General features: G+C 48.3%; 29 protein-coding genes. 5 read left to right on the top strand and 24 right to left on the bottom strand.

The features are described from left to right. Positions 1-438: 438 nt before the first annotated feature. Positions 439-1,320 (bottom strand): nucleotidyltransferase-like protein, encoded by an 882-nt coding sequence (locus HP552_RS10000; RefSeq protein ID WP_312884266.1) that lies wholly within the window; start codon positions 1,318-1,320, stop codon positions 439-441. A gap of 122 nt (positions 1,321-1,442) precedes the next feature. Between HP552_RS10000 and HP552_RS09995 the strand changes: the two genes are divergently transcribed. Continuing rightward, a complete protein-coding gene (locus HP552_RS09995; RefSeq protein ID WP_175395360.1) occupies positions 1,443-1,841 on the top strand; it encodes a DUF2614 family zinc ribbon-containing protein in 399 nt (132 codons plus the stop codon). A 128-nt stretch (positions 1,842-1,969) separates the two neighbouring features. Here the strand turns inward: HP552_RS09995 and HP552_RS09990 are convergent, their stop codons facing one another. The 17 genes from HP552_RS09990 to uptA form a co-directional block, all read right to left on the bottom strand. Beyond that, the gene (locus tag HP552_RS09990; protein WP_175395359.1) at positions 1,970-3,718 is read right to left on the bottom strand and encodes a glycosyl hydrolase family 18 protein; all 1,749 of its coding nucleotides are present in this window, start codon (positions 3,716-3,718) and stop codon (positions 1,970-1,972) included. A gap of 120 nt (positions 3,719-3,838) precedes the next feature. Then, entirely contained in the window at positions 3,839-4,261 is a 423-nt protein-coding gene (gene perR / locus HP552_RS09985) for a peroxide-responsive transcriptional repressor PerR (RefSeq protein WP_024631328.1), read from the bottom strand. A gap of 167 nt (positions 4,262-4,428) precedes the next feature. Next, the gene (locus tag HP552_RS09980; RefSeq protein ID WP_175395358.1) at positions 4,429-5,832 is read right to left on the bottom strand and encodes a DUF4097 family beta strand repeat-containing protein; all 1,404 of its coding nucleotides are present in this window, start codon (positions 5,830-5,832) and stop codon (positions 4,429-4,431) included. 24 nt (positions 5,833-5,856) lie between these two features. Then, a complete protein-coding gene (locus HP552_RS09975; RefSeq protein ID WP_175395357.1) occupies positions 5,857-6,450 on the bottom strand; it encodes a hypothetical protein in 594 nt (197 codons plus the stop codon). 147 nt (positions 6,451-6,597) lie between these two features. Continuing rightward, entirely contained in the window at positions 6,598-7,308 is a 711-nt protein-coding gene (locus HP552_RS09970; RefSeq protein ID WP_175395356.1) for an MgtC/SapB family protein, read from the bottom strand. 33 nt (positions 7,309-7,341) lie between these two features. Then, entirely contained in the window at positions 7,342-7,806 is a 465-nt protein-coding gene (locus tag HP552_RS09965) for a GNAT family N-acetyltransferase (RefSeq protein ID WP_175395355.1), read from the bottom strand. Between the two features lie 124 nt (positions 7,807-7,930). Beyond that, the gene (gatB, locus tag HP552_RS09960; protein WP_095292521.1) at positions 7,931-9,370 is read right to left on the bottom strand and encodes an Asp-tRNA(Asn)/Glu-tRNA(Gln) amidotransferase subunit GatB; all 1,440 of its coding nucleotides are present in this window, start codon (positions 9,368-9,370) and stop codon (positions 7,931-7,933) included. Positions 9,371-9,396: 26 nt separating this feature from the next. Then, positions 9,397-10,854: an Asp-tRNA(Asn)/Glu-tRNA(Gln) amidotransferase subunit GatA gene (gene gatA, locus HP552_RS09955; RefSeq protein WP_175395354.1), complete on the bottom strand. Its 1,458-nt coding sequence runs from the start codon at positions 10,852-10,854 to the stop codon at positions 9,397-9,399. Between the two features lie 28 nt (positions 10,855-10,882). Next, positions 10,883-11,170 (bottom strand): Asp-tRNA(Asn)/Glu-tRNA(Gln) amidotransferase subunit GatC, encoded by a 288-nt coding sequence (gene gatC, locus HP552_RS09950; protein ID WP_175395353.1) that lies wholly within the window; start codon positions 11,168-11,170, stop codon positions 10,883-10,885. Between the two features lie 221 nt (positions 11,171-11,391). Next, positions 11,392-11,775, bottom strand: a complete 384-nt coding sequence (locus tag HP552_RS09945) for a hypothetical protein (RefSeq protein WP_024631336.1) — start codon at positions 11,773-11,775, stop codon at positions 11,392-11,394. Between the two features lie 152 nt (positions 11,776-11,927). Then, the gene (locus HP552_RS09940; RefSeq protein WP_175395352.1) at positions 11,928-12,143 is read right to left on the bottom strand and encodes a hypothetical protein; all 216 of its coding nucleotides are present in this window, start codon (positions 12,141-12,143) and stop codon (positions 11,928-11,930) included. Next, positions 12,136-12,474 carry a YxlC family protein gene (locus tag HP552_RS09935; protein ID WP_175395351.1) on the bottom strand — a complete coding sequence of 113 codons (339 nt, stop codon included), beginning with the start codon at positions 12,472-12,474 and terminating at the stop codon, positions 12,136-12,138. Before HP552_RS09935 ends, HP552_RS09940 begins: the two co-directional genes overlap by 8 nt. Then, positions 12,471-13,013, bottom strand: coding sequence for an RNA polymerase sigma factor SigY (gene sigY, locus HP552_RS09930; RefSeq protein ID WP_312884265.1), 543 nt, complete (start codon positions 13,011-13,013; stop codon positions 12,471-12,473). Before sigY ends, HP552_RS09935 begins: the two co-directional genes overlap by 4 nt. Positions 13,014-13,111: 98 nt before the next feature. Next, positions 13,112-13,363, bottom strand: a complete 252-nt coding sequence (locus tag HP552_RS09925; RefSeq protein ID WP_175395350.1) for a hypothetical protein — start codon at positions 13,361-13,363, stop codon at positions 13,112-13,114. A gap of 417 nt (positions 13,364-13,780) precedes the next feature. Further along, entirely contained in the window at positions 13,781-14,413 is a 633-nt protein-coding gene (locus HP552_RS09920) for an MBL fold metallo-hydrolase (RefSeq protein WP_175395349.1), read from the bottom strand. Between the two features lie 6 nt (positions 14,414-14,419). After that, positions 14,420-14,989, bottom strand: a complete 570-nt coding sequence (locus HP552_RS09915; RefSeq protein ID WP_175395348.1) for a thioredoxin family protein — start codon at positions 14,987-14,989, stop codon at positions 14,420-14,422. Between the two features lie 2 nt (positions 14,990-14,991). Then, positions 14,992-15,606 carry an undecaprenyl phosphate transporter UptA gene (gene uptA / locus HP552_RS09910; protein ID WP_175395347.1) on the bottom strand — a complete coding sequence of 205 codons (615 nt, stop codon included), beginning with the start codon at positions 15,604-15,606 and terminating at the stop codon, positions 14,992-14,994. 161 nt (positions 15,607-15,767) lie between these two features. Between uptA and HP552_RS09905 the strand changes: the two genes are divergently transcribed. Next, complete coding sequence (locus HP552_RS09905) at positions 15,768-16,115, top strand: dehydrogenase (protein ID WP_175395346.1); 348 nt, start codon at positions 15,768-15,770, stop codon at positions 16,113-16,115. Between the two features lie 116 nt (positions 16,116-16,231). Here the strand turns inward: HP552_RS09905 and HP552_RS34970 are convergent, their stop codons facing one another. Beyond that, a complete protein-coding gene (locus HP552_RS34970; RefSeq protein WP_246310829.1) occupies positions 16,232-17,659 on the bottom strand; it encodes an O-antigen ligase family protein in 1,428 nt (475 codons plus the stop codon). Between the two features lie 133 nt (positions 17,660-17,792). Between HP552_RS34970 and HP552_RS34965 the strand changes: the two genes are divergently transcribed. Both HP552_RS34965 and HP552_RS34960 read left to right on the top strand, forming a co-directional pair. Next, positions 17,793-18,146 carry a hypothetical protein gene (locus HP552_RS34965; protein ID WP_246310828.1) on the top strand — a complete coding sequence of 118 codons (354 nt, stop codon included), beginning with the start codon at positions 17,793-17,795 and terminating at the stop codon, positions 18,144-18,146. A 165-nt stretch (positions 18,147-18,311) separates the two neighbouring features. Continuing rightward, entirely contained in the window at positions 18,312-18,467 is a 156-nt protein-coding gene (locus HP552_RS34960) for a hypothetical protein (protein ID WP_246310827.1), read from the top strand. Positions 18,468-18,845: 378 nt separating this feature from the next. Here HP552_RS34960 and HP552_RS09895 read toward each other — a convergent pair whose 3' ends face one another. The 4 genes from HP552_RS09895 to yyaC all read right to left on the bottom strand — a co-directional run bounded on the left by HP552_RS09895 (position 18,846) and on the right by yyaC (position 22,583). Continuing rightward, positions 18,846-20,120: a class I SAM-dependent methyltransferase gene (locus tag HP552_RS09895; protein ID WP_217506370.1), complete on the bottom strand. Its 1,275-nt coding sequence runs from the start codon at positions 20,118-20,120 to the stop codon at positions 18,846-18,848. Between the two features lie 112 nt (positions 20,121-20,232). Next, entirely contained in the window at positions 20,233-20,922 is a 690-nt protein-coding gene (locus HP552_RS09890; protein ID WP_175395343.1) for a DUF6483 family protein, read from the bottom strand. 214 nt (positions 20,923-21,136) lie between these two features. Then, a complete protein-coding gene (locus HP552_RS09885) occupies positions 21,137-21,931 on the bottom strand; it encodes an alpha/beta fold hydrolase (RefSeq protein ID WP_175395342.1) in 795 nt (264 codons plus the stop codon). 109 nt (positions 21,932-22,040) lie between these two features. Then, on the bottom strand, positions 22,041-22,583 hold the full coding sequence (gene yyaC / locus HP552_RS09880) for a spore protease YyaC (protein ID WP_175395341.1): 543 nt from the start codon (positions 22,581-22,583) through the stop codon (positions 22,041-22,043). A gap of 157 nt (positions 22,584-22,740) precedes the next feature. On the opposite strand from yyaC, the gene HP552_RS09875 reads away from it, so the two are divergent. Next, entirely contained in the window at positions 22,741-22,965 is a 225-nt protein-coding gene (locus HP552_RS09875; RefSeq protein WP_175395340.1) for a DUF1128 domain-containing protein, read from the top strand. A 112-nt stretch (positions 22,966-23,077) separates the two neighbouring features. Here HP552_RS09875 and HP552_RS09870 read toward each other — a convergent pair whose 3' ends face one another. Beyond that, on the bottom strand, positions 23,078-23,803 hold the full coding sequence (locus HP552_RS09870; RefSeq protein WP_175395339.1) for a pirin family protein: 726 nt from the start codon (positions 23,801-23,803) through the stop codon (positions 23,078-23,080). Positions 23,804-23,814 lie beyond the last annotated feature (11 nt).

Genomic DNA, 23,814 nt, shown 5'->3' with positions numbered 1-23,814 from the left:
TGAGCCAGGATCAAACTCTCCAATAAAGTATTGAAAAGAGCGATTAGCTCATTTTGAATCTGACGAGATTAAAAATCTCAATTTTGATCTTGCAAGCAAGATCGTTACTCACTCGTTGTTCAGTTTTCAAAGATCAAACTTGATTTATCTGACTCTTTTTTCGTCAACCACATTTTCAGCGGCGACTTAAATAATGTATCACATTCAAGTTGTTTTCGTCAAGAACTTTTTTTATTTCTTTTTTTGAAACATTTGTTCTTAACTTTTCCCTCAACGATTTCATCTTGTTTTAACGATCAGCTCGTTTGGGGAACGAAATATAATGTATCACATTCTCTATTTCAGAGTCAACCTGTTTTAATTAATTATTTTTACAAACAAAAAAGGAAGGTTTCCCCTCCTTTTTCCGAACAATATTAACTAGGTTACGTGCCTTGTTCAGGCTTCAATCCAATACCGGATTTCCCGCCCCTCGCCTCCTATTAAGGACGGCCACCCAGCCGACTCTTTTACTATAGAACGAAACACCAGCTTCCGAAGAATCAATGGCAGGTCTTCCCCCACAAACCTCAATTGCGGATGATGGACGAGCTCATCTATGCTCCACGCTTCCTTCCGACTTCGAATTACCCGCAAAAGCAATTCGGAACAATCACTCATTTTGGACATAACAGAAAATTCACAAGCGAGAAGGACGAGTTCCACCCGCTGCTCCAATGTCTCCGAACTAACGGTCAGCTCCTGATAAAGCTTCCAGAGTGCCCGGTCCAAGTTCTGCACATGTGTCCAAACGGCATGGTCAGGGTATACGCCCTGTTCGATCAGTACAATCCTGGCCCAGTTACCCAGAGCCTCCAGTACATTGTAATACGCATCAACGACATGCCCTTCCTGGATGTGCCGCTTGGCTTCCACATACATTCTGAGAAAGCTTGCGAATTCGTGCAGCAGCTTTTGTTCGCGCAATTCCAATCCAAAAGCAGACAATTCCTCTCGCAGGGCACTTAGCGCACCATCTGCTTCCCAAATAATCTCGCCCTCAATCAAACATTGCATCAGATTGTTATTGTCCCCGGTAATTACACTGCTCTGCAGTTGATGACGCCCCGCGTAGATCATTTGATAACGCAGATCGCCATATCGGTAATGCCCAACCTTCGATATAATCTGATCTGTATTACAGACAATGAGTACAAGCAGTTCAAAATCCTGAATCAGGGAGCCGTGGAATCGCTCACCCGGATGGGAATAAGCGATAGCCCCAACTGCCCCTGACTCTTCCGACTGTCCGGACAAAAAAGCTAGGTTCTTTAATTCCACGATTCCCTCCATACAATTCATGGCAGATAAGCGCCAAGTCAGTTATAATGTAATTCTACATGCAGACTGAAGTTTCCTTCTTTTCCAGGTCCAATACTACTCATACGATAGGAGCATTTTTCATGGTGTTTAAATCCGCTAAAATTAATGCTTTTCGCACTTGGGGATTGCTGCTTACCATGTTAGGCATGGGCCTAATGGTACTGGGAACAGCCGGAATTGTGTTTTGGGGACATGCAGGCAAGGTGTTTGCTGCCGTGGGACTCGTTATCGGTCTGGTTGCCATGATGGCCAGTTTGGCCATTTACTTTTGGGCTGGCATGCTGTCCACGAGCGCTGTTCAAGTGGATTGCCCCGAATGTGGCAAGTTGACCAAAATGCTTGGCAAGACGGATCGCTGTATGTTCTGCCATACGATCCTCACCCTGGATCCCAATCAGGCCAACACAAACCGTCCTCATCTGAAAGCGCCTTCCCCACCAGCTGCTGACGTGGATCATGGCATAAGTCCAAAGGGTTAGCCTCTCTTCTCATCTCAGATCAAGAGCAAACAGAAAAAGGCCCGGCGTCTAAACCGGACCTTTTTGCGTTTTTTTTCAATTAGTGACTCAATTCATATTAAAAAATAAGTTCAATATCCGTTTTATTTTTAACGACCCACCTGCTGTAACGTCTGCCAGGCCGAAGCATTGGCAAAACTGCGATTCCAGGCGGCTACACCACCCAGTTTCAATGAATCAATCAGATCCACACGAGCCTGTAGTGAAGTAGCATCTTCGATCCAAATCTTTTTGGTGGCTCCGTCTTCGGAGTATTCCACATAATTCTGTCCACTGTCTTTATCCAGCACAGGTTTGAGCTTCTTTTCTTTGATCAGATCGGCTACGGTATCCATTCCTACTGCTTTCGAGGACACTTTAACCTCTCCCTGTTCGTCTGTTTCCTCTGTCCAGATTCGTGTATATAGCGGAACAGCCATAATCAATTTGTTTGAAGGCACTTCATCTTCTTCAAGAATTCGTCTCATGGAGGACTCGGTCCATGGCAGTGAAGCGACGGAACCAGCCTTCGGACTGGCAGCCCAGTGTTCATCATATGCCATAACAACAATATAATCGGCAAAGGAGCCAAGTGAACGTCGATCCAGAAAAGCAGACCACATCTCACTATTCGATTTTGGAGTTACATCTACAGATAGCATCAGTCCATGTATACGAGCCATCGCCTTAATCTCGCGAACAAATTGAGTGATATTGGGTCCATCTTCTGTATATACGTTCTCAAAATCAATATTAATGCCATCCAATTGATAGGTATCGGCGTATTCCAGCATCTGTTCGATGATATGCGTGCGAGTCTCATAAGAGGATACCGCTTCTTTTGTAATATCCGGGTCAAAACTGTTATCCATCAGACCCCAAACTTCCATCCCGGAACGGTGAGCCCAGTTAACATACGCCTTGTCAGCTTTGCTTTTCAAGTTGCCTTGACCGTCCGTAATATGGAACCACGTTGGACTCACGACATTAACACCTGGCATCTTACCGATGGAACCGACATCGGGCTGACGATTGTACACAGCCTCCCACACCAGATTTACCGATTTGCTCTGCCACTTCTTCTCTGCTGCAGTCAACGTAAATTTGGGCTTGTCCAGCTCCTTTTTCTCTGTGAGAGAAATATATTTATTGTCCACGTATCCAGCGTAGCCGTTATCCAGCTGAACAAAGCTCTGTTCATCACCTGTTTGCCATACCCGTACTCGGGCTTTCTGTTCCATATCTGCAATAATCGGGGATGACTCCCCACCACGTTTATACAAAGGAACGGTTTTATCTGACTTGGATGACAGAGTATCAATCTCCGCATATTGAATCGTGTCTCCTCCACGCATCAGCAGCACGGCACCCGTGGTCGTATCCTCCTGAATGGCTATGCCATAAACTTCCTTCAAAGGTTTTAGCGGGATATACGCCTCTCCTCCAATGACCTCCGGCTTGACGGACATGGGATAATCCCGATGATTAAGCTCCGCCTTGGTGCTGCCTTCCTTCATGTGAAGCACACGTTGCGGCGTCGCAATAATAATATCACCTGTGTCCGCTTCATATCGTATGCCCGGATCAATGGCCTCCTGAAGCACCTTCACAGGCAGCTTAAGCTGTTCTCCCGTACCGGAAGCTTCACCATCCATCAACTGTCCATCAACAAAAACAGGCTGATTCATTCCGAGCCAATCGGGATCTTCGTGAATTTGATTGAGCCATACATTCGTTATAAACCAGTACGCACCGCCTGCTATAAGACAGGCCCCTAAGAACCCAGGCCAGAACGAGCGTCGCTTCCTCTGCCGTGTATATCTGCTTTTTCTACTCAAACGCCTACCTCCGTTAATCATGCTGAATCATAAAGATATATTTGCAGCTTGAAAACCATGATGTATTTTTTTATCCCCAAAAACAAAAAACGTGTAGAATCCAAACTGAATTCTGCACGTTAATATTGTAATTCAACTCTCTTAATCCCTGCAACTTTTACAAACACCATAAACTTCCAAACGGTGTCCGTGGACTTCAAATCCGGTACTTGATTCCGCCTGGAGCTCAACGCTTTTGAGCGAAGGATAACTGAAATCTTCAATTTTACCGCATTTATCACAAATGACATGGTAATGATCCGTTACATTGGCATCGAAGCGGCTGGAGTTATCTCCGTATGTCAATTCCCGAACCATGCCGGCTTCCAGAAACATCTTCAAATTGTTATATACAGTCGCCACGCTCATACTGGGAAACTGGGGTTCAAGCGCACGGTAAATTTCATCGGCTGTCGGATGCCCCATGGATTCCATCAGATAATTCAATATGGCATGGCGCTGGGGTGTAATACGGACACCGGTCGTTTTCAGATGCTCCAACGCATGTTGGACACGTGTTGCCATAAAACCCACCGCCTTACCTTTCATTCTCTAAGAAGACCAGATCATTCACGTCTTGTCTATCAGAGTTGATTCTTGACAAAGAACACGACCTCAATCTTTCCTGTCATGTAACCTTGCCATTTATTATTTATTGTACGGCGATTGTAAGTTTATTGTCAACGCGGCAGTTACGGAACTTCAGACGCATTGTCCTGGGAATTTCCTCCGTTTTCGGTGATCTGCCCCATATTCCCGTCTGTGTCTTCCACTTCTGAAGTGTTCACATCCGTCGAAGGTACATCGGGGTTACGATTAATGGTTAGGTCGCTGTTCCCCTCAATTTTAACTCTGTATTCTCCTTCGCCCAGCTGACCTTCTATGGTTTTATTTTGCACAGTAAAAGGCAGGTCCGTCTTCAGATCCCCATAACTGCTGGAGCCGCTCAGACTGTAATCCCCCTGATGCGGGAGCAAGATGCTGATTGCACCAACCGCGCTGTATACATCCCAATCCCCGCCAACTTTGGAGGATACGATGCTGATGCTGCCATTAAGGGACTGAGCCCTGATCGCAAGATTGGCACCATCCAAAGTAATATTTCCGTTCCGCGTTTCAGCGGTAAATTCACCTATAGAATCGGTAATGCTGATGCTTCCCACCTGTGTCGTCAAATCCACATCCCCCGAAACTCCGCGAGCTTTCATGTCTCCCCGGTTACTATCCAGGTCCACATTACCCATGGCATTGGCCACAATGACATCACCGTTTAACGTTTTGCCCGTAATATCACCTACCGCATTCGTAATTCGGATACGTCCATTCCCGGTCTCAGCCAAAATCGTGCTAATGGCCTCCGGACGGTTTAACAATATGGCTCCATTGGAAGTACGAATATCAAGATTGAAACGCCGGTCATCCGGAATAGTGATGGTCATATTCATTCGCGGCTGTGTTTTATCGTTCTCTCCATAAGTCTTGCCCGTTGCAGTAATATGAATAACCTTGGTACCGTCTGTCTCAATAAATGATGCATCTGCCACGGCCTTGGCCTCTACCTCAGTTGTCTTATCTACCCATACTACAGTTCGTACCTCTATCTCGTCCGTATCCCCGCGTTGTACCGAGATATCCCCATTCACCCCTTGAACAACTAGATCGGACGTATCCATTCCAACAGGCACACGAATTGTTCCCTTGTCTTGCATGTATCCCGCTGCCTGGCTGTAATCCATGGATGCTGCTCCCAGATTAAGGCTCACTCTGTTCCAAAGGTGCATGTAATGATCCTGTTCTGTCACGATAAATACGGAAGCTGTAAGTACAAGGGAAGCCAGGATGCCTTTTGCATCCGGTCTGAAACGGATCTTTACTTTCTCATCCTGCAACTCATCTGATACTGCCTTTTTCTTACTGCGTGTCCACAGGAATAACAGTATGTATTCCACACCTAATACAATGAGCAGCAACGGCCACCAGTCGACCATTTCATATACGTAGTCCGTTCCCCACCGTTTATCCAAAATCAACAGCACACCGACCGCTATGATTAAGGCGGCAGCCGTATAGCGACCGACCCGGACTTTACGGTTCATCACTTTCCCTCCTTGATTTCCCATCTATACTTTCTTTTTGCGCAGCATGACCCAGATCTCACGTCCGAACAGGATCAGCCCACCGATAATTAACAAACCGGCAAAAACATATCCACCATATACAGCTAAAATTTCTTGGAACCAGCGGGGTTTACGGAAAAACAGGACCATCAGTCCGCCACCTATTATCAGCAGGAGCCCAAACGAAATGCCTCGCTCCCAAGCCATAAATGCTTCACCAATAGCTCGTTCGCTTGTTACTGGCTTGTCCATACTTCCATGGGTTGCGGCTCTACGTCTCCGCATCATGACCCAATCCGCCGATTGCAGTACATCGAATACATTGTAAAAGTAGATTACCGGAATGAACAAAGCGAGCAAAATTAAAAGAGGTACATTAATCTGTATGCCGATGGATGAAAAATATAAAAGTGCCGACAGGTCAAGCAATACAAGCAGCATAAATGTTAAACCTCTCATATACAGCCGCAAATAGATATGTCCCAGGCCCGGAATGACTGCACTTAGCAGCCCGGCAATAAATTTATGTGTCCGATTTCGGAGCGGCTTTGTTTTGGTCGTTTGTCCGTTTCTCCTCGATTGACGTTTTCCTTTCATGACATACTCCTTTCTTATGAAATCGTATTCCCGTTCTTCATGCATTTGGTTAGATAGTACCCTAAAGAGCCCGGAGAGTAACTGGAAAAAATATGGGTATGACCAAAAACCCTCCGACACAACAGGCTTGTGGAGGGTTTTGATCATTTATTCTATCGACACTTTGGTCACGTGTTCCCATTGCCTTAATTGGGTTACCAGTTGTACGGTATTGAGTTCATGAGGTACGTGCACATGGAGTACAATCTCAATTTTGCGCTCAACCGAAATCATTTCTGCAAAGGCTAAATCCTGCTCATTCACTGTGATTTTGCGTATTTTGATCTTCTCTTGCTCCAGAAATGAAGACACCTGTTCCAGAAAACCGGGTTCTGACAACGTATGTAGTGTCACAACATGCAGTTTGTTCCCTCGTATATACCTGAGCTCGAGCTTGTTGAATACCCATAGATTGAGCAGTACCAGTATCGTAGATACGATCGAGGCAAAAAAGAATCCCGCGCCAGCTGCCAGTCCGATGGCTGCAACAACCCAGATTGAAGCTGCAGTGGTGAGTCCTGTAATGGACTTTCCGGTAAAGAGAATTGTACCCGCTCCAAGGAATCCGACACCGGTAATAACTGCCGTAGCCAAACGGGCCGGATCAATCCTTACATTTAATTCATTGGCAAAATCTTTAAAACCATAAACAGACAACATCATAATCAATGCAGACCCAAGACACACCAGAATATGGGTACGCAGACCAGCAGCATGATTGGAACGTTCACGCTCCAGACCTACAAGTCCTCCAAGCAGCATGGCCAGTAATAATCTCAATAAAATGTGCCACTCATCGATAAACCAGGGATCACCCAAAACTGGTATTCCTCCTCCACAAAGTTCACATGATTAATGTTTATTCTTATGAAATGTCGTTAATTCCACGCCAGGCGCAATTGCAGTAACCTCCACGGGTTTGAAGCCGAATTTGGTATATAAATTCACTGCCGGTTGGTTCAATGTACCCGTTGATACAATATACCGCGGAAGATCTGGATACTGCTCGAACACATGTCTCATCAATGCAGCCGCAATGCCTTTGCGAAAATGTTCAGGGTGCACCATCATGCGTGTAATCGTCAACGTGTTCTCCTCTTCCTCAGCCACAGCAACGGCACCAAGAAGCTCTTCATCATTGTCCAATAAACCGTAAAAGGTCTCTCCGCAGCTTTGCAGAGATTCGATCGTATCCATCAAAGGCGGAATTTCCTGAAAACCGATCATCTCTGCTTCCAGTCGATAAGCTACATGCTGAAGTCTCCATAGCTGCCCAGCCGTCTCCGGATCATTCAACGCCAACAATTGAATCTTCATATCCACTCTCTTCTCCTTCGTACGCAGCTATATCCGAATTACAAGAGTATATCCTTGCCTCACAAAATAAGAAAAGAGGCTGTCACAGGGACGAGCCTCTTTCTGTCCGGCCTTACCGGATGGATTAGCGGTTCAGTACATCTGCAAGCAGTTGATTAACCAGACCCGGATTAGCCTTACCTTTACTTTCTTTCATCACCTGACCAACCAGGAAACCAATGGCTTTCTGTTTTCCCGCTTTGTAATCTTCCACGGATTGAGGATTGTTCGCGACAACCTGCTCAACAATGGCGAGAATGGCACCTTCGTCACTGATTTGCACGAGACCTTTTTCCTCAACGATTTGCTGTGGAAGCTTGCCGCTCTCCAGCATTTCCTTAAAGACGGTTTTGGCGATTTTGCTGCTAATCGTGCCTTTTTCAAGCAATCCGATCATTTCTCCCAGTCCCTGACCCGTCAGAGGCACCTGGGACAATTCCAGGTTACTGTTGTTCAGATAACCAAGCAGATCACCCATAATCCAGTTGGATACGGCTTTGGCATCCTGGGTATATTTCAGACTGTCTTCAAAAAGATCGGCAACCGCTTTGGAAGAGGTAATCACCTCTGCATCATAATTAGGCAGTCCATAATCAGCGGTATAACGGGCTTTGCGCTCGTCCGGAAGTTCAGGGATCGAAGCTTTGATTCGTTCCTTCCAAGCTGCATCGATATGCAGCTTCACCAGATCCGGATCCGGGAAATAACGATAGTCATGCGCTTGCTCTTTGCCGCGCATCGTCAGCGTTTTCCCTTGTGCCTCATCCCAGCGACGTGTCTCCTGTACCACTTCACCACCGTCATCCAAAATTTCAGCCTGACGGAACTGCTCGTATTCCAAACCGCGCTGTACGCCACGGAAAGAGTTCATGTTTTTCAGTTCTGCTCTGGTTCCCAGCTTCTCCTGCCCATGCGGACGCAAACTGATGTTGGCATCACAACGCAGGGAGCCTTCTTCCATTTTCACATCAGACACATCACAGTACTGCATGATTGCACGCAGTTTTTCCAGATAGGCACGGGCTTCTTCCGGAGAGGAAATTTCCGGTTCGGATACAATCTCAACCAGAGGCGTACCCACACGGTTGAAGTCGACCAATGAAGCATAGCCCCCATCAACGTGAGTAAGCTTACCCGCATCTTCTTCCAAATGAAGTCGGGTGATGCCGATTCGTTTCGTTTCTCCGTTGACTTCAATGTCAATCCATCCGTTCTCACCGATCGGTTGATCGAATTGAGAAATCTGATAGGCTTTCGGAGAATCCGGATAGAAGTAGTTTTTACGATCGAATTTGCTAACATCAGCAATGGTACAGTTGAGGGCCATGGCTGCTTTCATGGCATAATCCACGGCCTGGCGATTCAGTACGGGCAATACGCCCGGATGTCCGAGACAGACCGGACAAGTATGGGTATTCGGCGGTGCTCCAAAGGCCGTGGAGCAGCCGCAAAAAATTTTGGAGTTGGTGTGCAACTCCACATGGACTTCAAGTCCAATGACCGTTTCGTATTTAGATGCGGACATATCAATATTCCTCCGTTCCGGGCAGTCTACAGCTGCGGACGCTGCTTGTGGAATTCCGTATTTTGTTCAAACGCATGCGCAACGCGCAGTACAGTTGTTTCATCAAAGGCTTTACCAATAATCTGCATGCCGACAGGCAGCCCTTCCGAGAAGCCGCATGGGATGCTTACTGCAGGTACGCCTGCCAGACTGACCGGAATGGTCAGGATATCATTAAGATACATTGTGAGCGGATCATCCACCTGAGAACCCAATTTGAATGCGGTCGTAGGGGCAGTTGGTCCAATAATGACATCATATTTGGCAAATACGTCATCGAAGTCCTGTTTGATCAATGTACGGACTTTTTGGGCTTTCAAGTAATAAGCATCATAATAACCGGAGCTGAGTGCATACGTTCCGAGCATGATACGACGCTTCACTTCCGGACCAAAACCCTGACTGCGGGACTGGTGGTACAGATCCAGCAGGTTGTCCGGGTTATCAGCACGCACGCCATAACGCACACCGTCAAAACGAGCCAGGTTGGAAGAAGCTTCTGAGGAAGCCAAGAGGTAGTACGTAGCAACCGCATATTCGGTATGCGGAAGGGATACCTCTTCCCAAGTGGCGCCGAGTCCCTCGAGCACTTTCAGTGCAGAGAGAATGGTCTCTTTGACTTGCGGATCAACGCCTTCACCGATGTATTCCTTCGGAACAGCAATGCGCAAACCTTTGACATCTCCTGTCAGTCCACTTAAATAATCCGGAATTTCCACTTTTGCGGATGTCGAATCTTTGGCATCGTAGCCAGCAATGGCTTGCAGCACATAAGCAGAATCCTCAACATTTTTCGTCAGAGGTCCAATCTGATCCAGGGAGGATGCAAATGCAACCAACCCAAAGCGCGAAACAAGTCCATAGGTCGGTTTCATGCCGACAACTCCACAATACGAAGCGGGCTGTCTGATGGAGCCGCCTGTGTCTGATCCCAGCGTGAAGTAAGCTTCTCCTGCAGCAACAGCTGCTGCTGAACCACCGCTGGAGCCACCTGGAACACGGTCCAGAGCCCATGGGTTACGAACAGGATAGAAGCTTGAATTCTCATTCGAGCCGCCCATGGCGAATTCATCCATGTTCAGTTTTCCGATCGTCACGGTATCTGCAGCTCTCAACTTTTCGACAACCGTTGCATCATATACCGGGTCGAAGTTGCGCAAAAACTGGCTGCCGCACGTGGTGCGCAGTCCGTTCGTAACGATGTTATCCTTAATCCCTACCGGCAATCCAAAAAGCAAACCTTTCTCCTCACCACTGACGAGCCGGTCATCCAGCTGACGTGCACGGGAACGCGCCTGTTCTTCATCCAGCGCAAGATATGCTTTAACCTTGTCTTCACGCGCACCAATAGTCTGGTACGCTTGGTCCACCAGGTCGCTGACTGACAACTCCTTGGCATGCAGCTTGTTATGTAACTCAGGCAACGATTGTTCAAATAAACTCACGGTTTTTCGTCCTCCTTCCGGTTATCCGTTACTCCATTACAGCAGGCACTTTAAACTGCCCGTCTTCTTCTTCCGGTGCATTGCGCATCACCTGTTCAATCGACAGGCTTTCCTTCGTTTCATCTTCGCGCATCACATTGCTGACGTGCAGAACGTGAGTGGTTGGCTCAATGTTCTCTGTATCCAGCTCATTCAGCTTCTCTGCATATTTTAAAATCGCGTTCAGCTGTCCTGTAAGCGTCTGTTCTTCTTCAGAAGTCAAATTGAGCCGGGCCAGCTTGGCCACATGCTGAACGTCATTATTCGAAATACTCATTTCCGGATGCCTCCTTCATTTCGTTCAACTTCCCGAAACTGCCTGAAACGAATCGCTCGTTTAACGGGCTAAAGTCCCAAGATAACTTTTTTCATTATAGGGGAGATGGTTCGACAATTCAATGCAAATGACCTGACTTGTCCAATAAGCAAAATAACCCCAATCCATGGAGTTCGTGTAATTATCAAAAAAGAGCCGGCATCAGCCGACTCTCTAAAATCCTAAATCCATGCACGCAGATTAACCTGCTTTATAAAATCCGCTTGTGACATAACATCGTTCGCGGTTTCCTCTTCCTCTTCCACAGCTTGAAAATCTCCGTTCATCAAATGATGAAACAGCTTCTCATTGTGTGTCGCAAGGGCGTAATCTATCAACGCTTCTCGCTCGACCCGCTCAGCTTCCTGCTTCAGCAGAACCTCTTCCAGATCTACGTCGCCGGATGGAACGAAAAAGTTCCGGTTTACCTGCGGCACTCGAAGCACGTAATCGAACGCATTGTCCGGATTCCGGTCATAAGCGATGATGAATCCATATTCCCCCACAGGAAGATTCTGCTCAAACGCATCCGCGACGATGACAACCTTTTCTCCTAATCGCAGCATCGTCTAACCTCCTGGTAGTCTATCTTTAATATTTATTTGTATAGTCTACTAGAAAAGAATAGCGATGTCTACGATTACTAGAATTAAACAACATATTTGTGCAAAATCTTTTTATATCCATAGAACCTGCCGCCGATGGTCGACGATATCTGTTAGGATCGTTTACGCTCTGATCGAACAACAACCAACCAATATACTATAAGAGGTGTCGGAAATCCGGTGATTCCCCACAATCCCCATAACCAGGGGAAACGCCCACGTTTACGTGCATCCTGAAAAATCCATGTCCCTTGCACAAACAAAACAATTGCGATCAATATTAGCCAAATCGGAGAAATCTCATTCAACGAATAATGCATATTATTCATGATGGGCTTCCTCCTTCCGATTCTTTCCTGCCCAGATTATTGCCGCTGTAACTGCTGCCCCTACTCCGATTGCCTGGATACCCAAATAAAGAGCCGGAGCAGACAGGAACAACAGCGCCCCAGAAGCGATAACCATCAGTCCAACAATCCAGAACAACAACATTTCGATCAAATTCTTCCGACGTTTGATCCGTCTTCGTTCCTTGACCTGCACTTCGAGCGAAGCTAATGAAGGGATGCTCACAGGCTCATATGCATCGTCCAGCACTTTCATCTGCTGCTGGAGTCGTGTCAGGAGTTCCTGCTCATCTTGCTCATCCGTCCTGCTCATACTTCCCCCAACTCCTTTCTCAATTGACGAAGGCCATAGGCCGTACGCGATTTCGCCGTTCCGGATGGAATACCGAGCATCTCCCCAATTTCATCATATCCATAACCGTAATAATGCTTCAACAGAACAGCAACACGATGTTCGGGTGTCAGTCTTGTCATCGCATCCATGACATCCGTCCATTCTTCATTCCGGCTCTCAAACTGCCAGCGGAATCGTCTTATGGCCTCACTCCGAATCATATCCAGCCAGCCATTCTCTCTTTTCTTACGCCTTGTCTTGTCAATATATATACGGGTGGCAATCGTAATCATCCATGACGAAAAGGCAGACGAACCGTCATAACGGTGAATGTTCTCCATACATCGGATCATCGTATCCTGCACCGTCTCTTCAGCAACATTTGGATCCATCGTAACCTTGACCAAATATTTGTACACAAAAGCATAGTGACGTTGAAGCAGTGCTGCCAGCGCACGATCGTCTCCTTCTGCTGCTCTGCGGACCTCTTCCAATTCGGCTGCCTCCATCGAGTTCATCACCTGCTTCCCGTTTATTCTGGTGTTAATACGACAGTCTCTGCAGAAACGTTCAATGGAATCACAAAAAAATCCGAAGCCGACAATTTCCCGGGCAATCAGACTTGATTCCGGTAATCCTGCAGCTTGTCGAACCAAGGCTGGTTGCGGGCCCCACTGCTTAGTAATCGATCTCTCCATATACTTTGCTGCTGTTTAAAAGGTCCCTTCAGTTCCTTGCTTCTGTAGTTATGTAATTGAGGACGCGATTTCGCTGAATCAAGTTTGCCAATGTCCATCATAGGACGGGTTTCTTCAATGGAAGGATATTTGGCACGCTGTGCAAAAGGTATGACTCGTTTCTTCTCCACTTCTTCTTCCTCGCTCTCCTGTTACTCATGTTTCATCAATTACTGTTCATTTACTGTTCAATTACTATTCACTCACTTCCTATTTACTAACTATCATTGCTTCCTTACACTTGCTAACAAAATTAAGCTGTCTGTATTACAATGACTTATCTTATGTAGGTTGTCTCTGGATGGATCTCCACTTACAAATGCTGCAAAAAAAAAAAAAAAGAACGCAAACCGGGTATAGACCACAGTCTGCGTGCTTCGCAAGTTAGGGTACTGCTATTCAATGCTTTAGTTAGATGATGCCTTAACGCTTGTAACAACTAATTGCTATTCTAATGAAAAATTTGTCACTTGTCCAGACTTTCTTCGCATCGAAATTTGTCAGCATTCGATTAAGGGATAAATCTCAGATCCTATATCCAATGTTGGTCATCTCGCGGAAACGTAAGGGTTGTTCTGTTTCTCATAACCGATCGTCGTTTTGGGGCCATGACCAGGGTATACCTTCACTTCATCTGCAAAGGTGTACAGCTTGTTCTGAATCGAATCAATCAGATCCCGTTCCCGTCCACCCGTCAGATCGGTTCTCCCTACACCCATGCGGAACAGAACGTCTCCTGCGAACAGGTCATCACCACATAGCAGGCTTACACTGCCAGGGGAGTGCCCCGGTGTATGATAGACCTTAAACGTGTGGCCAACAAAATGTAAGGTTTGTCCTTCATCCATGGCATATTCTGCAGGATCTGTCGAAAGAGGCGGTGAAGCCTGAGGCCAGTTCAATGACCCATTCAGTTTCGGGGAGGTGAGCCAGTCACTCTCCAAATCATGCAAATAAACCGGACAACCCTTCAATTTTCGGATTTCATCCACACCGCCAATATGATCAAAATGAGCATGTGTCAGCAAAATCGCTTCAATTTCCAAGTCTTGAATCGCTTTGAGCAGCGGACCCGGGTTCATGCCCGGATCAATGATAACCGCTTTACCTGGATCTTCGCCCTGCAGCAGATATGCATTCGTCTGGAGCGGACCGAGTGTAAATGTACGAATGTTAAGCATATTGAATTAGTAACCCGAAATCAGTTCACGCAGCTCACGGATAATGGCTGCATGTGACTCCGTTCCTTCCCCATAGCGTTTACCTATTTCCTGACGTACTACAGCCATCTTCTCCTGGTAGTCAGCTGCATCGCGATCCGGATTCTGGCGTTTGAATTCAACCATGACTTCCTGTACATGCTGAGGGCGCGGTCCCCATTGGCCCAGCACGTGTCCGCCCGTATCCGCGAAAATAACGATCGGTACGGAGCGACCGCCCATCGTAAGGAATTCATCCATCACTTCGGGATGATTTTCCATAATAAGAACTTCTGTTGGTATACCCGAAATCTCAAGCGCCTGAAATACAACGGGTATGTTGCGAACAACATCTCCACACCAGTCAGCAGCCAAAATCAATACACGCAAATCATCACGGTGGTTCAGGCTTTCGAAAAATTCGCGATCATCTTCGCTTGGCCATGTGAAGCTGTCATAGTTCGCCTGAAATTCGCTTTGGTTCTTGGTCATGCTCTCAATGAATTCCTTCGGCGGCAGACCCTTACCGAATTTGTGAGACAAGTTTGGTTTACCCATAACTAGACACTTCCTCTCTTTTTGCGAACATTCATCCATTTAATAAGCACATAAACAATCATAAGTGCGAGCGCAACGAGCAAAATTGGCATAATGTAAGGCGCTGCTTTCTCGTTAATATGCTCCCATTGATCTCCCAGTACCATCCCTAAATATATAAACAATGCAGTCCAAGGTATAACAGCAAGTGTGGTCAGCAGAATGAATCTGCCTGTATGCATTTTAGATATGCCTGCAGGAATCGAGATGGCATGACGCACAACCGGAACAAAACGCGCTGTGAAAATGACACCTGTACCATACTTGCGAAACCACTCCTCGGAATGGTCGATGTGTTTTTTCTGGATTAGTATGTATTTTCCGTAACGTTCAAGTACAGGCCTGCCGCCATAACGGCCAATCCAATAAATAAAGAGCTGGGCTGCCACGCCGCCCACTGTACCGAAAATCATTGCGCCAAAGAAATTGATATTGCCCTGTGAAACAAGAAATCCTCCATATGCCAGCACAATCTCACTGGGGATGACTTCAAGCATTAATCCCAGCATAATTCCAAAGTATCCAAGGCTCTGAATCCAGTCGAATAATTGACCGACAATGTTATGAATAACGTCCATCTCGACCCTCTTTCTTCATCCTGATTGGCGGCGCTCTGCAGCACCATGGATGTTCGTCCCTATTTTAGCACAGGGCTGCAGTTTGTTGCTACTTCCTCGAACCGGGTTAGTGTCCTGCAAGTCGCCCTTCGCATATGGTATCGGGAGAGGAGCGTGAGAAGATGTCACCCAAATCAACACCCGGCACTCCCCCGGTCAAACATAGCAATCCCAGCCAGAAGCTGCCTTCAGCCAGAGGGATTCGCAGAGCTTGCAGCAAGGAGCTGTACCGGACAGCCAAACGGCTGAAAGTGTACATTTCTCCCGATCAGATGAAACAGGCAGAAGAGCTCTATTACGGCAAAGTTATTGCCAACCTGCTGTGGATCGGTGAAAACCGGGATAATCGAAAAAAACTATGTGAGTGGTGGAACACCGACGTCAGTGCAGAGATAGCTGCTCTATGGAATGTGGACATGGAACCGCTGCAGGCTGCGTTTCAGCAGGCGTTTGGCGGATATCGTCTGTAGAGTTGGTCAGATTCATTGGATTTCACACAGTAAGAAGCACGCATAAAAAACACGAATGCTTCTCCAGAATAACTCGTCAGATATCAGAGTCCTATAGAAGCGAAAGACGCAAATGTTCAGGGAGTTCGTTCGATCTGTTCCAAAGGTTTGGCAGCCGATGCGAGTATGCGCAGATGGTTGCCATAATTGAAGGCATTTTGATCAAGGGTAAAACGGCGATCATTGCGAGCATTCCGCGCAGTCACTTTTTCGTTCAACTGTTCATAATAGTCATACATCCGCACGCCTGCGGCGGCGGTCTGCCTGGCTCGATCCGGGTAACCGGCAGCCCATTCCCGCCGTGATGCATAAGCCATCCAGTACAAGGCAGCGGAATGACTACGGGTATCATATCGATTCAAGGCAATTGCTTGCTCAAAGTAAGCACCAGCCTGTGTTCCCCGCCCTGCTTGGGCTGCACGTTCCCCCAGCTCCTGGTAGAGCTGCGGCTCTCCCGGGGAGTGGGACAAGCTATTCAGCAGGAGTGCTTCTGCATCATTTGATTCAAACGTACGTGAAAGGGAGATGATGATCTCCGGCCTGTACGGATTCGACTGAAAAGCAGCAATAAATGCTGCCTTTTGCTGATTGGTTCCCTCCATTGCAGTTCTAGCCGAGCGGTATTGCGCTTCGGCTATTACACCTTGACTGGCCAGCCATACAGTTCCCCCAAGCCAAATCACAATGGCCAGTCCGGTTACCCTTGGCATTGCCCGCATAACTGGATAACGAAACCAAGCAGGCAAGCGTGATTGTTGTGTGGATGGATCACTCGTGTATGACACGGATGCCTGTCTCGCATGGAATGGAGCAAGCTCTTCAGCAGCGGACATATGCCTTTCATTCTTATATGCGTATGCCCAGGCTCCCAGCCAGATAAACAGCATCCACATGAGCGTAAAGCTCCAGTCAAAATCCATGGCCCCATGCAAAACAAAAACAAGCATGGAAGGCATCAGCCCAGGTGCATGCTCCCTGGTATTACGCAGGCTGAAAGCAAACCAGGTGCAGATGATGATTAAGCCGATCAAGCCTGTATCGAGGGCAATGTCGATGAGGCCATTGTGTACCTCGCCGCCGACATATGGCGAGGATTGGATGGCGCGGTACATGCTGCGCCATGTATCTCCTCCGTGGCCGAACCATGCGGCCTCGGTCCAGAGCCCCAGGGCGTCCCGCCACATCTGAAGGCGGGACAGCCCTGTGCCGACACCCGCCGTGAGACGTTCGGCGGTGGAGGCCACGGCCAGCGCGGCGGCGGCGGTAACCGCCAGCGCCAAGGCCGTCAAGGCTGCGGCGCGCGCTCTGGCGCCGCAGTGCCACAGGCGGCACAGCAGCAGCGTGCCGAGCAGCGCAGCTGCCCATGCCCCGGCCAGTGCCAGCAGGCCGGGCACGGGTGCGGGCGCCAGCTGGGCAGCAGCCAGCTGGCCGTACAGCCAGGCCGCGCTCGCCAGAGGCGCGGCCGTGGCCAGCAGCAGCGGCAGGCGATGCCCGCGCCGCTGCAAGGCGAAGGCGCAGGCTGCGGCGAGGCCGGTCGCCAGCCAGGCGCCGCGCGACTCGCTCAGCAGGAGCGCAGCTTGCGCGGGCATAAGCGGCAGCGCTGCTGCGATAAGCCGCCAGGCCGGCACAGGCCGGGCCATGGCACGCGCAACTGCAGCCAGCCGCTCCAATGCGTACATGCCGACAACGGCGCCGTACGCATTGGGGTACTGCAGCAGCCCGCCGAGCCTCGCGCCGGCGGAACTGATCTCGGGGTCGGCAGTCCGCATGACCCCAAAGGGCAGCGGCAGGACACCGCACACGGCAAGTATGCCGCTCAGCACAAGCAGGCCGCCTGCTGCCTGCCAGCCGAAGGCAAACCATCGCAAGCCATTCATGCGCGAAGCCAGTATCCCTGCCAACAGGGCAAACATAGCCAGCAGACCCCAACGCAGCATTTCATCCAAACTGCCTTGTGTACTTACAGAACCTGACCAGGCGTGGAGACCATAACAACACATCATCACAACGGGCCAGATCACCCAGCGAGTATGAGTCATTTGCAGAAGTCGCATTTTCGTTTGTTTGTTACCTCCACTGGAGAGGATATTATTTTTCCTTCTCTGGAGTATGAATAACAGAAGCAGCGTGCTCCCTCCCATCAGGAGACTCCAGGCGGTGAACAGAATGACCCGATATACATCCCCAGGAAAATACAAACCTCTCCCCAGACATGCAGCCATCAACATGATCGAACCAATCAAGCCCAGCGTAATCGTCAATGCCGAATTCTGTATCTCACACTTCGTCATCTTCTTCTGCTTAACGTCATAACGCAAGGTTCCTCCCGCCGTATAGAGTGCTGGCTCCATACCGCATACCGAATGCTTCATCCCAGGCTGATCCTTGTGGTTTTGATGCTTAACCGTACGATCATCGTCTCCTAGCTTTTCCATCCGCCCACCTCCTTTCCATCTTGTTGAACCATAATCGCAAATTTCCCAATCCTATTCGATCATGCTCAGCGTGCACTAAAAATAAAAAAAGACAGAAGCTCCCTCATAGGGTCTTCTGTCTTATGCATAATCGTCGTCATTTCGATTCATATATAATACATCATTTATTCGCATTCATGGCGAGACCCTCCTACCAGTATGTCCCATTCATGGACATGGCAGACGATCTTCAACTATCGGCTAACCTTTAGATCATTCAGCAATGATCACAGGAATCTGCACCGGTTGTGGATTTTTCGGATGAACGCTCTGCATTCCCTTCCGTCACAACGGTCTCTGTTGTTCCAATCGACTTGGCACCATCCGGCAGCAGATCTGCACAAGCGCGCTCCAAATACGGATCGGCATGTAGGAAATCACGGAATTCCGTGTATTCCCTCCACATGTCAGTCATTGGACCTGCCTGGCCGCGTACGGCACGAATCAATATATTTTTCGGTGTATGCTCCATATCGATAAATTCCAGCAGCTGCGTTTTGTATCCCATCAGATCCAGAAGCTTGGCACGAATGGCGTCTGTCGCCAGTGCGGAGAAGCGCTCCTTCAAAATGCCATGGGACAATAACGGATTCATCACAGGGGATTCGATCTGATCAAACAATTCGTGCTGGCAGCACGGTACGGAGAGAATAACCGATGCGCCCCAACGAACTGCCTTCTCCAAAGCAGCGTCTGTAGCCGTATCACAGGCATGCAGGGTCACGACCATATCCACTTCATTCAATTCGTCATAATCTGCAATGTCACCAACAAGGAACTTCAGATCACCATAGTGCAGCCTGTTTGCCAGATCATTGCAATGTTCAATAACATCTGCCTTCAGGTCGAGACCGATAATTTTAAGCGATCTGCGCTGTTGTACCGACAGGTAGTGATACAGGGCAAAAGTCAGGTAAGACTTGCCGCAGCCAAAATCAACAATGGTAAGCGGGCGTCCCTCCGGCAGGTGCGGGATGACATCCTGAACCATCTCAAGGAAACGATTGATCTGTCTGAATTTGTCATACTTGCGGGCCAGTACCCGGCCTTCTTCATTCATAATCCCCAGTTCAACCAAAAAGGAGACAGGGACTCCATCTTCGAGCACATATTGCTTCTTGCGGTTATGCGAGAGATCCACCGCCGTCTTGGATGGGGATTTGGTCAGGATGGAAACTTTATATTTTTTGCTGATCAAAATTTGATAATCTGCCTCTGTCGTACAGAGCAGCCCTTGACGAAACGTCTCTTCGCACAGCAAAGTCATGCGTTCTATCGCCTCAGCCGGAGTCAAATTCTCGTGCAGCACTTTGTTGTTGTAATGAAATGCGAATTGATAATGCAGCTGATTCTTCAGCGTTACCGGCTTGACTTGCACTTTGGTATACGAGACATTGTCCCGTCTGCGCAGCTGGCTCCAGGTCGCTGTAATCAGCGAATTCTGTTCAAAGATGTCTTGTATAAGCTTTCGCAATGAATCCACGGGGTACATCTCACTTTCGATTTGGTTTGGTCAACCGTAACCATACCACAATTCCGTTGGCTCTCCAAGTAAAGGCACCTAACAAGCCCTAATGCATTTGTCACTTGTTTTTCCCCACCACTCAGCGGGTTAACTCAGCGAGTCCTTCCTCGACTTCTTCACGTGGCAGGCCACCTTGCTCCAGTTGCTCGTCTTCAAGCTTGCGTAAACGTTCGTAAAAGGACCGTACCTCGTCACGATAATTCACGGGAAGTCCATCCCCAACCTGCAGCGCCCTGTACCAGCTGTTCTCGGCCTGATCATATCGCCCCTGCTGTTCACGATACAGCGCAAGCTGTTTTTCCGTACGGGCAGGAAGTTCGTATTCCTTTGTTTGCTCCAGTATGGATTCGACGCGTTCCGGTGCTTCCAGCAGCCTCGGGTTGGCACCATGATTCAGGGCATATAAATAAAAGTGTAATGATTTCATTAACCGGGTAAGTCCTTCATCCTCTGAATCCTGTTTTTCCTGATCACTGATACCTTCCACTCTGGCCTTCTCTGCGTAAATATAAGCTTCTTCTTCAATCAGCCGGGCGGCTTGCTGCAGATTGTCCACTTCAATGATCCCGCGAAAACGAAACATTTCAATGACATCCTCGGCAGGCAGAGAGTTCAGCAGAGACAAGTTCATGCCAAACTGCCTGCGAAGCAGCTCGTCCAGCTCCGATAGCGCCTCCGTATGTTTCCGCTGCTGTCGGAGTGTTAATGCTTTGCCGATCGCCTCGGTCATTTCCTCAATCATGCGGAGCAGATAGTCTTTTCTGAACATTAGATATGCCCCCTCGTTCGCTCATTCGAATCATCATCCATTATCCTTAGTTTAATCCATGCCATGACAAAAAGCCAAAGCTGGTTTCTTGCCTCATGGATGCCGTAACTCGAAGAAACCCCTGCCGTCGTATGAAGACGTGGCAGGGGTCCTGTCATGGTGACATTCCACAAGAAGTGAAAAAGTAATCCGGTAAATGGTTAATTCCCGTAAGTTATGCCTCTGGTAATCCGTTCATAAATTGTTGAATGACCTGAATCAACTGTTCCGGTGCCTCATACATGCTCATATGGCCCGCACCGGCAATTACTGCTTGGACGATATGCGGCTTGTCACTTGTAAAAGTGCGTTCCGGCGGAATGATAGGGTCCTTCTCGCCTGCAACCAGCAAAACCGGGAGCGGTGTAGCTGATAGAACATCCCGGCGATCCGGACGTTCCCGCATAGCCAGTGCGGCCCCGGCAGCTCCCTGCGGTGCGGTCTGGTACCCGATTTCCTTGACACGTGATACTTGTGCCGATAATGATTCCACATGTTCCGGAGCGAATAAGCCTGGAACCAATCCATCCACAAAGCTTACAATGCCCTCTGTCTGAATGGTGGATACTGCACGAAGGCGCTTCTCCTTGCCCTCTTCACTATCCGGATATGCAGTAGAATGAATTAAACCAAAAGCTTTTAATCGTTCCGGATGGCGTTGAGCGATGGAAAGGGCGATATATCCTCCCATTGAATGTCCGAGCAGGACTGCCTTTTCCACGTTCAGTTCATCCATTAACTGCAGGACATCATTACCCATCTGATCTATTGTGTAATTGCCCATAGGCGCGTCTGTCTTGCCGTGTCCACGCAGATCGGGTACGATGCAGCGATAATGACGTGCCAGCTCCGGCACTACTTCATCCCAATAGGACGAACTGCCGCAGTAGCCGTGGAGCAAAATAATGGCTTCTCCCTTACCCTGTTCGGCATAACATATCGTCGTTCCATCACACATCACTTTTTCCATATGAATCCCTCTCTCTGCGCGAATTGAATTGATCACGTTCATTTTATATAACAAGCTTCTTGTAGTTCAAGTTGTATATTATTAAGCTTTCATCCCATGAATGAAACGTTTATCTTGTTTTCCAGGCTTCCAACGCAGCATCGGCGATCGTTCGGGACATACCCATTACGAAGTGAAGCGAAGTCATCTGTAAGATGGAATATGGCCTCGGTCCATTGGTGTTTACGACTGCTGCCACACTATATTGTCCAACGGGCGGCAGTTTGCCTCCCACCGATTCTGCCGGAAGGAGTGCACGGTGCGAAAGATAATATGTACCCGCTGCATGTTTGGGACCGAGACAGGCATCGATCGCAACAATCGCTTGATGCGCCGGAATTTGAGCCATTCGTTTCTCTAGCGTATCTGCATCACAAGGGACAGACAGCGTCCCCACGACATGGCCGACTCCATGCTCCTCCAGCAGGGTTCCGGTGAGGGGCCCAAGTGCATCTCCAGTGGAACGATCTGTACCAATGCAGACAAATGTTATTTCATCAGGTGAATGTTTCTGGTAGATGTGTCTGAAAAATGGGATCAGTTCTTCTCCCGAAACACTTTTTGGGATTTCCCGGCCCTGGTGGCGCACAAAATCCCGCTTGTATGCTGCCAATCTGTTTCCTCTCCTTTACACGTAACGATCCACATTAAACGATGGTTGTATTCATATTTTATCCGATAAGAGCTATACCCGCAAAAGCATTGGCCTGTGCCTGTCCAATCATGATACAATGACTACAGTTTCCGATACGGAAGGGATGGACATAACGATGGATTTAACACAAGCGAACGCTGCCAACATGGAATATATGATTGAAGCGATTAAAACCAAGCTGCGGATGGCCAGCGGTGCAGCCATGCAGGCTTCGGCTTTCCCACTGGACAAGTACGAGGATCTGTACGACCTTTACGAGATGGTCCTGGGCAAAGAGCATCTCAGTATCTCCGAAGTGGAAGCTGTTGCTTCCGAACTCGGAAAACTTCGTAAAGTTTAGCTAATCCCAAATTCAGCAGATTTCAGCAAAAAGGACCTGTTCTCCCCTTCATGGGAGAACAGGTCCTTTTTGTTCTTATGCAAACCAATCATTTGCTCTGCATGACTTGTTGTTAAGGCAAATCTACCAGTACGAATTCAGCGGATTCGCTCCCCGTACTCGTAATTTGCAGATCACAGCTTTTGCGAATACGGGCAGCATCCCCTGGCTTCAGGTTAAAGTTCCCGTCCGCACATGTGATCTCCACATGGCCACTGATCAGGAAAAAATGCGTGCGCCTGTCTTCATGCTGTGGATACATGATTTTTTTCCCGGATTCCAATTGGGTCAGATAACACGTCACATCCTGGGAAATGTGCAGCGCGCCTTCGGCCCCTTCCCCTCCTTGCCCGGAAACAATGGGACACAGACGGTTAAGCTGGGCCTGCTGCTCAAATCGCTGATTTGTATACGATGGCTTCAGCATGCGCTGAGATGGCAGAAACCACATTTGCAGGAAACGCACCGGTTCATCCTCAGACGGATTAGTTTCCGAATGTTCCACCCCGGTTCCTGCACTCATCACCTGTACGGTTCCCGGCTCAAGCACCTGTTCGGTTCCCATGCTGTCTGTATGTTTCAACTTACCGGATATAACATAGCTAACAATTTCAAGGTCATGATGTGGATGTCGTTTAAAGCCTTCCTGCGGCATCAGCGTGTTGTCATTATGGGCCAGCAGGCAGCCAAAATGGGCGTTGCTTGGATCGTCATAATCCGCAAAAGAAAAGCTGAATTCACTGTGTATCCAACCTCGATCCGACGTGTGCCTTTCTTCCGATGTCACTACTTTAATCATGTTCATCCACC

Origin of the sequence: Paenibacillus xylanilyticus (genome assembly GCF_013359935.1) — a bacterium.
GTDB lineage: Bacteria > Bacillota > Bacilli > Paenibacillales > Paenibacillaceae > Paenibacillus > Paenibacillus xylanilyticus.
The sequence above is the reverse complement of the archived record's forward strand: the minus strand, read 5'-3'. Positions and strand labels throughout refer to the sequence as shown.

What these genes read in the sequence shown, in the direction of transcription:
- HP552_RS09995 (WP_175395360.1), top strand. Translation starts at nt 1,443, where the DNA reads ATGGTGTTTAAATCCGCTAAAATTAATGCTTTTCGCACTTGGGGATTG.
- HP552_RS09990 (WP_175395359.1), bottom strand. Translation starts at nt 3,718, where the DNA reads ATGATTAACGGAGGTAGGCGTTTGAGTAGAAAAAGCAGATATACACGG.
- perR (WP_024631328.1), bottom strand. Translation starts at nt 4,261, where the DNA reads ATGGCAACACGTGTCCAACATGCGTTGGAGCATCTGAAAACGACCGGT.
- HP552_RS09980 (WP_175395358.1), bottom strand. Translation starts at nt 5,832, where the DNA reads ATGAACCGTAAAGTCCGGGTCGGTCGCTATACGGCTGCCGCCTTAATC.
- HP552_RS09975 (WP_175395357.1), bottom strand. Translation starts at nt 6,450, where the DNA reads ATGAAAGGAAAACGTCAATCGAGGAGAAACGGACAAACGACCAAAACA.
- HP552_RS09965 (WP_175395355.1), bottom strand. Translation starts at nt 7,806, where the DNA reads ATGAAGATTCAATTGTTGGCGTTGAATGATCCGGAGACGGCTGGGCAG.
- gatB (WP_095292521.1), bottom strand. Translation starts at nt 9,370, where the DNA reads ATGTCCGCATCTAAATACGAAACGGTCATTGGACTTGAAGTCCATGTG.
- gatC (WP_175395353.1), bottom strand. Translation starts at nt 11,170, where the DNA reads ATGAGTATTTCGAATAATGACGTTCAGCATGTGGCCAAGCTGGCCCGG.
- HP552_RS09945 (WP_024631336.1), bottom strand. Translation starts at nt 11,775, where the DNA reads ATGCTGCGATTAGGAGAAAAGGTTGTCATCGTCGCGGATGCGTTTGAG.
- HP552_RS09940 (WP_175395352.1), bottom strand. Translation starts at nt 12,143, where the DNA reads ATGAATAATATGCATTATTCGTTGAATGAGATTTCTCCGATTTGGCTA.
- HP552_RS09935 (WP_175395351.1), bottom strand. Translation starts at nt 12,474, where the DNA reads ATGAGCAGGACGGATGAGCAAGATGAGCAGGAACTCCTGACACGACTC.
- sigY (WP_312884265.1), bottom strand. Translation starts at nt 13,013, where the DNA reads ATGAACTCGATGGAGGCAGCCGAATTGGAAGAGGTCCGCAGAGCAGCA.
- HP552_RS09920 (WP_175395349.1), bottom strand. Translation starts at nt 14,413, where the DNA reads ATGCTTAACATTCGTACATTTACACTCGGTCCGCTCCAGACGAATGCA.
- HP552_RS09915 (WP_175395348.1), bottom strand. Translation starts at nt 14,989, where the DNA reads ATGGGTAAACCAAACTTGTCTCACAAATTCGGTAAGGGTCTGCCGCCG.
- uptA (WP_175395347.1), bottom strand. Translation starts at nt 15,606, where the DNA reads ATGGACGTTATTCATAACATTGTCGGTCAATTATTCGACTGGATTCAG.
- HP552_RS09905 (WP_175395346.1), top strand. Translation starts at nt 15,768, where the DNA reads ATGTCACCCAAATCAACACCCGGCACTCCCCCGGTCAAACATAGCAAT.
- HP552_RS34965 (WP_246310828.1), top strand. Translation starts at nt 17,793, where the DNA reads ATGGCACGCGCAACTGCAGCCAGCCGCTCCAATGCGTACATGCCGACA.
- HP552_RS09895 (WP_217506370.1), bottom strand. Translation starts at nt 20,120, where the DNA reads ATGTACCCCGTGGATTCATTGCGAAAGCTTATACAAGACATCTTTGAA.
- HP552_RS09890 (WP_175395343.1), bottom strand. Translation starts at nt 20,922, where the DNA reads ATGTTCAGAAAAGACTATCTGCTCCGCATGATTGAGGAAATGACCGAG.
- HP552_RS09885 (WP_175395342.1), bottom strand. Translation starts at nt 21,931, where the DNA reads ATGGAAAAAGTGATGTGTGATGGAACGACGATATGTTATGCCGAACAG.
- HP552_RS09875 (WP_175395340.1), top strand. Translation starts at nt 22,741, where the DNA reads ATGGATTTAACACAAGCGAACGCTGCCAACATGGAATATATGATTGAA.
- HP552_RS09870 (WP_175395339.1), bottom strand. Translation starts at nt 23,803, where the DNA reads ATGATTAAAGTAGTGACATCGGAAGAAAGGCACACGTCGGATCGAGGT.